At 39.6% G+C, this 9,666-nt stretch carries 6 protein-coding genes and 1 pseudogene; 5 read left to right on the top strand and 2 right to left on the bottom strand.

What is annotated here, in order from left to right; all coding sequences use genetic code 11:
- Nucleotides 1-3,312: hypothetical protein (locus AC5JL8_RS30095; RefSeq protein ID WP_495883345.1), on the top strand; the 3,312-nt coding region annotated here is incomplete at its 5' end.
- 307 nt (nt 3,313-3,619) lie between these two features.
- On the top strand, nt 3,620-3,781 hold the full coding sequence (locus tag AC5JL8_RS30090) for a ribbon-helix-helix protein, CopG family (protein WP_495883344.1): 162 nt from the start codon (nt 3,620-3,622) through the stop codon (nt 3,779-3,781).
- A gap of 282 nt (nt 3,782-4,063) precedes the next feature.
- On the opposite strand, the gene AC5JL8_RS30085 is transcribed toward AC5JL8_RS30090, so the two are convergent.
- Nucleotides 4,064-6,154 carry an ATP-binding protein gene (locus AC5JL8_RS30085; protein ID WP_495883343.1) on the bottom strand — a complete coding sequence of 697 codons (2,091 nt, stop codon included), beginning with the start codon at nt 6,152-6,154 and terminating at the stop codon, nt 4,064-4,066.
- An 888-nt stretch (nt 6,155-7,042) separates the two neighbouring features.
- Between AC5JL8_RS30085 and AC5JL8_RS30080 the strand changes: the two genes are divergently transcribed.
- On the top strand, nt 7,043-7,537 hold the full coding sequence (locus AC5JL8_RS30080; RefSeq protein ID WP_495883342.1) for a hypothetical protein: 495 nt from the start codon (nt 7,043-7,045) through the stop codon (nt 7,535-7,537).
- A 143-nt stretch (nt 7,538-7,680) separates the two neighbouring features.
- The gene (locus AC5JL8_RS30075; RefSeq protein WP_495883341.1) at nt 7,681-8,142 is read left to right on the top strand and encodes a hypothetical protein; all 462 of its coding nucleotides are present in this window, start codon (nt 7,681-7,683) and stop codon (nt 8,140-8,142) included.
- A gap of 6 nt (nt 8,143-8,148) precedes the next feature.
- Here AC5JL8_RS30075 and AC5JL8_RS30070 read toward each other — a convergent pair whose 3' ends face one another.
- Nucleotides 8,149-8,607, bottom strand: coding sequence for a hypothetical protein (locus AC5JL8_RS30070; RefSeq protein ID WP_495883340.1), 459 nt, complete (start codon nt 8,605-8,607; stop codon nt 8,149-8,151).
- Between the two features lie 109 nt (nt 8,608-8,716).
- On the opposite strand from AC5JL8_RS30070, the pseudogene AC5JL8_RS30065 reads away from it, so the two are divergent.
- Nucleotides 8,717-9,656: pseudogene (locus AC5JL8_RS30065) on the top strand (IS5 family transposase).
- The last annotated feature ends 10 nt before the right edge of the window (nt 9,657-9,666 follow it).

Below are 9,666 nucleotides of genomic sequence, written 5' to 3'. Positions count from 1 at the left end.
GGGATTATTGTAGTCAACGATGAAGATAATAAACGCATATTAGCCAGACTTCAACAGGGCGAAGTAGCACCCCTCGAAACCGAATCTCAACGCCAGGGGCGAGATTTTGACGGCGACTGTATTGGTGTAGCACTCGCAAGTAAGTATCCTAACTTTACAGCAGAAGCTGAGTATAGGAACCAGAGAGAAAATGCTTACGCTCCTACTGTCAAAGAAAAGAAACAATCATTTTATATAGATGGTAAGCAACCACCATTTGAAGAAATCGCCATTCACATGAGCGATAGTATCAGTGTGGGAGTCATTAACAATCAAGTAACCGCATTGGAGGCATTAGAATCTGAAATTGAAATTCTAAAAAGTTACGGAACCCCTGAGCAAAAATCTGAATATCTAAACAAAGTATCACATCATTATCAAAAATTATTAGAAGCTGAGAATTACTTGATTAGCCCATCACTAATTAGAGAAGAATACAAGCCATATATACAAGAATTTGTAGCTTTAGCTAACGCTACTAGAACCCCCGGAATTATTGAGCAGGCGATGGAGAGAAATCGCTCCTTGTATAGGAAAATGATTGAGGAGGGTTGTTATCAAAACCAAATAGGGGTAGATTTATTTAAAAGTTCTAAAAAGCCAGATATGGGTTTAATTAGAGAAAATAATCGCTATTTGTACCGAGATGTTAATTATATTAAAGATAAAAAATCCTCCACAGCTTATTTAAATAGTGGCATTACAACAAGCGGTTACTCACCAGTAGAACTAATTATTAATCAAACCAACAAATATTTTCACTCTTCACAACTAGAATCACGCCCCATAGTTCAGTTCCACGATTTATTCAACGGTGTTGAATTCACCCCGCAGCAGAGATTTAGCGCAATCGCTGCCAAGTATGAGTTCGACCGTTTGTTCAATGCCGCAGTCGCAATGGAAAGGCGGAGGGAGAGTGAACGAGGCCCTAGTGCCATCATCCAAACGCAGCAAGGGTCAAAATTGGAAATCACAAACCTGACTCGCTACGATCATCCCTTAATCTGGAAAGCACAGACCATTAATCTGAAACTAGAAACGGACAAGCGTTCCTCAAAACTAGTGGCACTCGCCCAAATAAATAATGAAATTGGGGATGATGGCCAGCCGCAATACCGTAAGTTGGGTACAGTGAGTCCTCAATCGGTGTCAGAATATGGACTCAAGCCAGGGACTCAGGCAAGCAAAGCCTCACTTGTTGAATTCAAACCCGAACTAAGCCGAGGGCAGACTAAGTTAATGTTCCAGCAAGCTTATCAGTTTGCCCAAGCATTTCGAGCGGGTATACCAGAACATGAGCGATTATCAGCAGCGGCAGCGGCGTGGAGTGTAGGGGCGGCGAGACAGGATGAGCTAGAGGATAAACAATCAGATAAAAGCCCGATTCAGAAAAAAACTCCCAACTTTGTGTTCGCGGCGTTTAGCGACGAGATTATTTCCCGATTGGAGCAGTTACAATTCACGGATTTAAGAGTTGGGACTCTGGGTAGTGAAGCAAACCAGTTCAAGGGCCAACAGTGGAACCAGGAGCAAAAGTACGCTGTCCAAATCCGGGCGAGTGACCATCCACCAGGGCATGATCGTCATGGTTTGAGATTGGTGTTCGTTGCCGGGAGTGATGGCAAATATAAAGAATTTGCGGCGTTAGAGCCGAGGACAGCGCATTTACCAATTGATACGAAAGCTATTGCGAACATTCTGAGAGGAGAAACTTCGACTGCCAAAGCCATTGTTGAAGTGCCAGGGCGAGAACCAGTAGAGTTTACCATCAGAGAAATCAAGAAATTCGCCCACGCAGATAAAGCGTTTCACTCCGAGCCTGTGACGCTCTCAATTGGTAAAGTACCAGTACCAACAGGGGTAGTGAAAATCAAATTGGATGGGAAAGTATTGGGGGAATTAGACCCTGATTCGATTAAGCAGCTTCAGGCAGTAAATTACATTAAAGATGGCAATCCACTGAACCTAAAACTGACTACCATATCAGACAAATATAATGCTTTTGCAATTGCCTCCTCACCGAATGGGAATTTAATAAAGATTGATAAAACTAATTCTTATGATTATCAAGGTCAGAGATTTAATGACCAGGAATACAGAAGACTTACCTTAGATGTACCCCAATCTCAAATTAAAGATGCAGTGTTTTTGGATGGGGAACCGTTGGGGGTATTATTTTTTAATAAGGATAAAGAAGCTCTTAAAAATTTGGGGGTGCTACAATTTGGAAAATTAACACCCCTTCAGGTCACATTACAAAGCAACTTCAATACAATAATGGTAGTGAAAGTTGACCCGGATACCATTGAGTATCCTGAAACTTGGGTTAAGGATACTCAGGTGTTTGGTCAACAGACAGTCAATGAAGAACAACACAGAGCAATCGAAAAAACTGCGGCGATTTTGTACAAAATCAAAGAGCGACCAACTATTCTTTTTGCAACACCAGAAGATAAATTATTAGGATTAACTCAGTTGGCTGTGGATAATCATAAAGTTGAGACTGTCACCAAGTGGTTGAACGAAAAAAACATAGCGATTGCCCAACTGTTAAGGGAAGATGTGCCACTGGAAACTAAAAAGGGGTTGGCGGTTTTTAACTTGGCTAACTCGTCCATCCCAGAACCAGTTTTTGAGGCGATGACCCAAAAGTTTGGGAAGGTGATTGAATCCCAAGAACAGTATCAAGAGAAAGTGCGTAGTCTGCCTGACCGACCAAAGCATTTGAAACCACCACAGTCAGTCGTTAGTACACTATCATCTCAAGCATCAGCCCAAACGCCACAGCCTCAGCAGCAAAACAAAGCTGCCCCCAGCCAACAGACTCAACCGATAACCATAGAAGACTTACGCGCATGGTGGCGTACAGCCAATAATTTGGGTAAGCCTGAACCATACAAACAAAGAATCGCCCAAATCGCCAACGAGTTCAAGGCTACAGGACAGCTGTCACCCCAAGCAATGGAGGCAATGCAAAAAGATACAGTCAACCGAATTGCCCAAATCGCTCATAAAATCGTTTCTACTTTGGGTCAACACCAGACGGATGGTAGTACCCTTGTCCAGGGTAAGATTTATGATGTCAGCTTTCACCCTGAGCGCAAAGATTGGGCGATTGCACACTCAAAAGGTGATGTAATTTTGGATGTGCAAGCTGGGAGAGTGCAGATTAATAAATTGACACCGGAAATATTGCACTCTTTCGAGAGTGCTAATAGCAAACTTGATGAGGTTTTGGAAAGTAAAAAACAGAAAGCGCAATTGCAAAGGTAAACAAGGAGACTCTGCTAAATCAGCGAATTGTTTACTATAAGCTTAAATCTGTCGTCAAGGTAGCTTATTTAGCTCCTCTTCTCTTCATATACTTTAACAGACTTTTAGATTATCTTCATTATTATTTAGCTAAAAAATAGATAAGCTTCATACTTTTAAAACTATTTAACCTCTTTAATACAAGCTTTTTAAAACTAGTATTTTCCTCATCATTACTTAAATTTAATCTCATTATTTATATCATTGTAGTAACAGCTTAAGTGAGTGATATTTAAATAGCTGTTAATAAATACTGCTCTCTTAAACAATGAATAAAAAATGGGCTGTTAAACGCATTACAATTAATTTGACATCAACTGAAGCAGAAAAACTTGAAAAATATTGCGTGGCGACAGGTAGACCTGCAACTGATGTAATTCGAGAATTAATTCGTTCTTTAAAAACTGAAGAATCAGAAAATGGTGTTTGAGTAATAAGAGCAAATTGCCAACCTCTCTCAAACATATTGCTGCCCTTGCTTCATTATTTCACATTGGTCGATAGCAAACTTTGCTAGCTCGTTATGTTGTTAGTTGCAAAAATCTCTTTGACTTTTGCCGTACTGCGGTTGTTTCTAATTTTCATATCAAGCAGCAACATTTTACTCATACTACTGAGCAGTTTGCTAGTTTATTCTGATTACTAAACCGGTATTTTAGCAAAAAAACTTGGAAATTCATGCTTTAAATTAATGTTTGTGTTTAGCATTTTTTTAAAAAACTTTAGCCTTATAACTAAGCTCTGAAAGCAAATATGGTAATTCAATCATCACTTCTGTTTTTTGATTTAGTTGCGAAAAAACTTGGATATTTCCATGATGCTTTTGGATAATCTGATAACAATCAGTTAAACCTAACCCGACACCTTTACCAACAGGTTTGGTAGTAAAAAACGGGTCGAATATTTTAGAAATATTTTGAGATTCTATTCCTATCCCATTATCAATAATTTTAATAACTGCTCTATCTCCTAAATTTTTAGTTTGAATAATAATTAGTTTATTAACCTGCTTTTGAGAAGATTCAAGGGCATCTATTGCATTTAATAAAATTTGGATAAAGACTTGATTTACTTGTTGAGGATAACACTCAAGTAATGGTAAAGACTCGTAGTTTTTAATTACTTGAATAGCCGGACAATCATGATGAGGATTTAGACGATGCTGTAATAGTGCTAAGGTACTATCAATCCCTTCATGGATGTTAATTTTCTTAATTTCAGCTTCATCATGACGAGCAAAATTTTTTAAAGATATAATAATATTTTGAATTCGAGTAGCACCTGTTTCCATAGAAACTATAATTTGAGGTAAATCTTTGATTAAGTAATCTAGTTCAATTTTTTCTATGTAGATTTGAATCTCTGGATCTGAATATTTTTGTTGGTAAAAAAAGATTAGGTTCAATAAATCTTGACTATAGTTTTTGATGTAAGTAAGATTAGCGTAGATAAAATTAATTGGATTATTGATTTCGTGGGCGATACCAGCCACCATATGACCTAGTGAAGACATTTTTTCTTTTTGAATTAATTGCGATTCAGCCATCTTTAAATTATGTAAAGCTGTATGTAATTGTTCAGTCTTAAGCTGAAGTTCCTGATTTTTTTGTAGAAGCTCTACTGTACGCTGTTGGACTCGTTCTTCCAATGTTTGACGAGCTAATTCTAATTCTTGAGTCCGTTGCATTACTTTTTGTTCTAAATTGTTAATTAAGCTTGTTAGAGAATTAGCCATTTCCTGGTAAGCATTAGCCAACTGCTCAATTTCGTCACTACTTTTAATATTCGGAATTGGGCTAGTTAAATCACCTGTGGCTAAGGTTTTACTTCGCTTTGCTAGTTGAATAATTGGATTACTAATTTGTCGAGCGAGTAAATGAGCAATTAATACTGATAGTACTGTTGCTAAACTTAACCCTAGCCAAATTAAACGCGTCAGCGTTAGCTTGGCTTGTTGAAAGTATTGAGCCACAATTTGAAGCTTGAGAATAGCTATCGGCTTGTTGCCGGAGTATATCGGCGCATAAATTGTATTTAATCCTACTTCTGGTTGAATCCGATAGATTGAGTGTTTTTGGAAAATTGTTGGCAGAATGTTCCTGGAAAAATTAGCTTGTTCCCAGGTATCCGGTTGTTGAGCAGAACTACTAGAAACAGAAAACTTACCATCTAAAGATATGATTTCGAGTTTAGTCGTTGGTTGCGAATAATTTAAAAATTGACGCAGCCAGCCTCGATCTATCAACTGTCCTGCAATTAAAGTTCCGCTTTGCTCACCAGTTCCATCACTGCGAGAAACAGGTGAGCTTCCTAATAATACTAGTCCTTGAGATTCTGTATCAATTAACACTTGAGATAATTTATGCCTCTGACTTAAATCTCGAACTTTTGCTTGTACTGCGGGAAGATTTAAGACTAAAGAGCCAGATTCACCCAAAATTTCGCCATTTGCGGACTTAATCACCTTAACTAGATCAATATCAGTAGTAAATAATAGTTGATTTGAAACTTCTTTTTCAATCCATGCCCGATTCGGCTGTTGAACTGCATTGTATAAATCAGTCCAATTAGCATAGCTAGAAATTAAATTTTGTAATCCTTTTTCTGTCGCAGATGTGTAACCACGAAAAGCTAAAACTTGATCGTCAAGTCGAGTTTTTTCTAGTTCAATGAGTGGTTTCTCTACAAACTGCCAAATTACATTACTTAAAACCAAAACTGGGAACAAAGATGCTCCAAAGGTAAAAACTAAAATTTTTGGTTGAAGCCTTTGCAGAAATTTTAGTCTTCTAGGGGTGTTCATGCACAACTGCCTTTAACCATTTATCTTTGCGAACACATTTGATTTCCTGCTGTGACAGAGTACTAAGCTTAAAGTGTCAAAGTGTCAAAGTGTCAATCTATTATTCCCAAAATCAGCTTGCTCATAAACTTTCGTCCGCAGCCTCATGCTCATACCAATTCACAATTCGCGGCGGACGCTCGCTCTCTCACGCTTCGCTGCGAAGAGCGCAATTAAAAGACTTAGATGCAGCAAAGCTTTCAATGGTTAAATCTGTATCAAACTTTTCGTGACTGGTGTTCTAGATAGTCTGATTTTCCACCTAAGAACGAAATTTCGTGATTTGAACCATGTTTAGAACTGGGTTTGAGAGTGTCGACTCATGCCCACATAAAAAACCTACACCTATCAAGAACAGAGCAGTGGGAGGATGTACTATCCCTTCTTCCCCAGCCGCCAAGCCTCAAGAGCCTGCCACCATGCGCTCGTTTGTAGGAGTGAAATACTAGCAGCAATAAGTTTTTCAAAAATCTTCACAACTTACTCACATTCTTGTTCTAGATTAAAGTTGCCAAGTTAAAGTAGTGAATCTGACCAATACATCCCTCAGCTTTTGAAAAGTGGCAGGATTTATACCAATTCACAATTCGTAATTAAAAAACTTACATATAGCAAAGTTTTCAATGGTTAAATCTGTATCAGATTGTGCGTGAAATGGTATTAGGCGATAGAAAAAAGGAATCAGCCAAGGATAAGTAATCTTCTGAGCAATTTATCCGCAAAAAGATAATTTAAAAGAGATATCGCAGATTTTCATATATGCACATGGATAGAAAAAATTAACTGATTCAAGCTTTCAAAAGCTTAATAACGTTGTTTTGTTAGAAACAAATACTAAAAGGGTATTTAATGAAAACTGAATTTAGCTCACTCGTCACTAAATCATTAGTTCTTTCTATAGCGACTACTCCACTTAATAACCAGAAGGATATTTGTCAGCCGTTAGCAAATTTATTTCCTTTGCTCGAAGGAACAGAAATATTTCCACAGCAAGGAGAACAGTTAATTCAGCTTCACAATGAAATTAGGTTTCAGATTGAGGAAATTCTTACTCCTATACAGCTTCATCAGTTTGCAGCCTCTTTAGAAGAAGGTGGAAATTTTAAAGACGCTGTTTGTGTAATGAACCTTTCTTCTCAGGAATGGACACAATTGCGTCAAGTTTTTCAGTCATCTTGCCTAAAATTAGCTGTTTTGTTTACCTCTGAACAGGAAAAACAAATTCTGCAAAGTTTACAAAACCGTTATAAAAACAAACGTATTAGGAATGAAGAAATAGTAAAGCGGCTAACAAGTTTATTGTCGATTCCTCAGCAGCCCTCTACCGATAGCGGCATTGGATAATAAAAAGCCAAGACAAACACCCTCTAAAAATCATTTCGCTAAATTCTGGTTCTCTGAAAAAGATTCACCCAGATACATGAAACTTCAAAGGTTATTAAACTGTCTATTGCAATAGGTGATTGAGCGAAATTTTGAGTTGAATAATGACATTGCACAAAAATCAAGGTAATGGCTATTTAGCAGCAATTGCAGGCGGAGTAATTGGGGCAGTGGCATTGATGAATTTAGGCGTTTATTTAGGAATTACTTATGTCAAAAACTTAATGCCGAATGCGGAATTAGAAGGCGTAATCCCGCCTTCGATTGGTTATTTTGTAGGCTGGTGGATAGGAGCGGTCTTTGGCTGTTGGTTGGTTTTGCGCTGGAGAAAATATCGTAGAGCAACTAAAACTGCTCAAGTCTTGGCAATTTTGGCTCCTTTGGGCATAATTGTTAGCTTAGGTGTTTACTCCACGATTTTGAATTTGGTAAGGAGTGGGAGCAGCATACAAATTGCCCTGTTATATGAGATAGTTCGCAGCATAACAGTTGCGGGTTTTACTATCCCTTTAGTATGGCTGGCAAGATTCTTGTCAAAACCCCGCACTCCTTACTCGCATCAATAGTGGTATTTACCTTCTCTTACCCTGTGTTACAACCACCTGACTCGACGGCTGTAACGATGCCCGTGCCTCTGCCTCCGAGACTGCTGGCAATGCAGGTCTAATCTCTGCATTTAAAGACCATCTTTCATAGGTTTCGTTTGTGACCCAAGCCAGTGTTGCCCCAGACTCAGCACCGCTACGAATCATTTCAGCAGCTTCCAATGCGTCTTTCTCAAAGTCAGACTGTGGGTTGCGATAAGACCACTGAATAAACCAATACGTACCCAGCGCACCTTCGACCTTCTGGAACTCAGCGCAGAAGATGTAGTTTTTGAGTACACTAGCGATCGCCGCATAACAAAAATCTTTCGGCTCTCCCGGCATTCCCTCCTCACACCATTGCTGAAAGGCACGATGGGCGAAGTGGTTGTACAGACCAGCAAATGAATCTTTACTCCTGCGGTGCATCAGGAACGAAAGCAGCATCGAAGCCTGACCCTTAAACTGATCCTTGAGTCCACCGGCGTTGTTGCGTGAATAGGGAAAATGGTAAATTTTACCTATCGCCTATGTTCTCTCACTGCCTAGTCCAACGATGAAGACGAAAGCTCAGTACAAAGTTAGGAATTGGAACGCTTACGATGCAGCATTAAAGCTTCGAGGCAGTATAACCTTCTGGGTAAACGAAGAGATAATAGAGCAGTGGCGCAACCAGCAGAAAACTGGGAAAAAAGGAGCATCGAATTATTACTCTGATGTGGCGATTGCCACTATGGGAACGATTCAATCGGTGTTTCATTTACCAGGACGGCAAGCCGAGGGGTTTTTGGAATCGCTGTTCATGCTCATGGGGATTGAGCTAGCCGTACCGGATCACTCTACCCTATCGAGACGTTTAAGCAAGTTATCGGTAGAACTACCAGTAATTCCCAAGAACAAGGCTGTCCATGTAGTCGTGGATTCAACTGGGGTGAAAGTTTATGGTGAGGGTGAATGGAAAGTCCGCACGCATGGGGTTGGTAAAAGGCGGACATGGCGCAAGTTACATTTAGGAGTTGACTCCGAAAGTGGCGAAATCCTGGGTACGGTTGTCACCACTAATGATGTAGCTGATTGTGAGGTGCTACCAGACATATTGGAGCAGATTGAACAGCCCATAGAGCAAGTATGTGGTGATGGTGGTTATGACACATTTGGCTGTTATGACACTATTGCCGAACGAGGAGCAAAAGCGACAATTCCACCTCGCAGCAATGCCAAAATCCAACAACCACACGATTTAGCACAGCCACATCCTAGAGATGAAAATCTGTGCCGGGTGAACCAAGTCGGGCGTAAGCAATGGAAACAAGAAAGCGGCTATCATCGCCGTTCGTTGTCCGAAACTGCTATCTTTCGACTCAAAATCATCTTTGGTGGTAAGTTGAGACGACGCTTTGCGTGACAATCAGGCTGTCGAGTTATTTTTACAATGTGCGGCTCTTAACCGCATGATCCAGTTGGGCAAGCCAGACTCTTACAAAGTTGAAGGCTAATTTCAATTCC

It is taken from the genome of Mojavia sp., from assembly GCF_059505145.1.
The sequence above is the reverse complement of the archived record's forward strand: the minus strand, read 5'-3'. Positions and strand labels throughout refer to the sequence as shown.

What these genes read in the sequence shown, in the direction of transcription:
- AC5JL8_RS30090 (WP_495883344.1), top strand. Translation starts at nt 3,620, where the DNA reads ATGAATAAAAAATGGGCTGTTAAACGCATTACAATTAATTTGACATCA.
- AC5JL8_RS30085 (WP_495883343.1), bottom strand. Translation starts at nt 6,154, where the DNA reads ATGAACACCCCTAGAAGACTAAAATTTCTGCAAAGGCTTCAACCAAAA.
- AC5JL8_RS30080 (WP_495883342.1), top strand. Translation starts at nt 7,043, where the DNA reads ATGAAAACTGAATTTAGCTCACTCGTCACTAAATCATTAGTTCTTTCT.
- AC5JL8_RS30075 (WP_495883341.1), top strand. Translation starts at nt 7,681, where the DNA reads ATGACATTGCACAAAAATCAAGGTAATGGCTATTTAGCAGCAATTGCA.
- AC5JL8_RS30070 (WP_495883340.1), bottom strand. Translation starts at nt 8,607, where the DNA reads ATGCTGCTTTCGTTCCTGATGCACCGCAGGAGTAAAGATTCATTTGCT.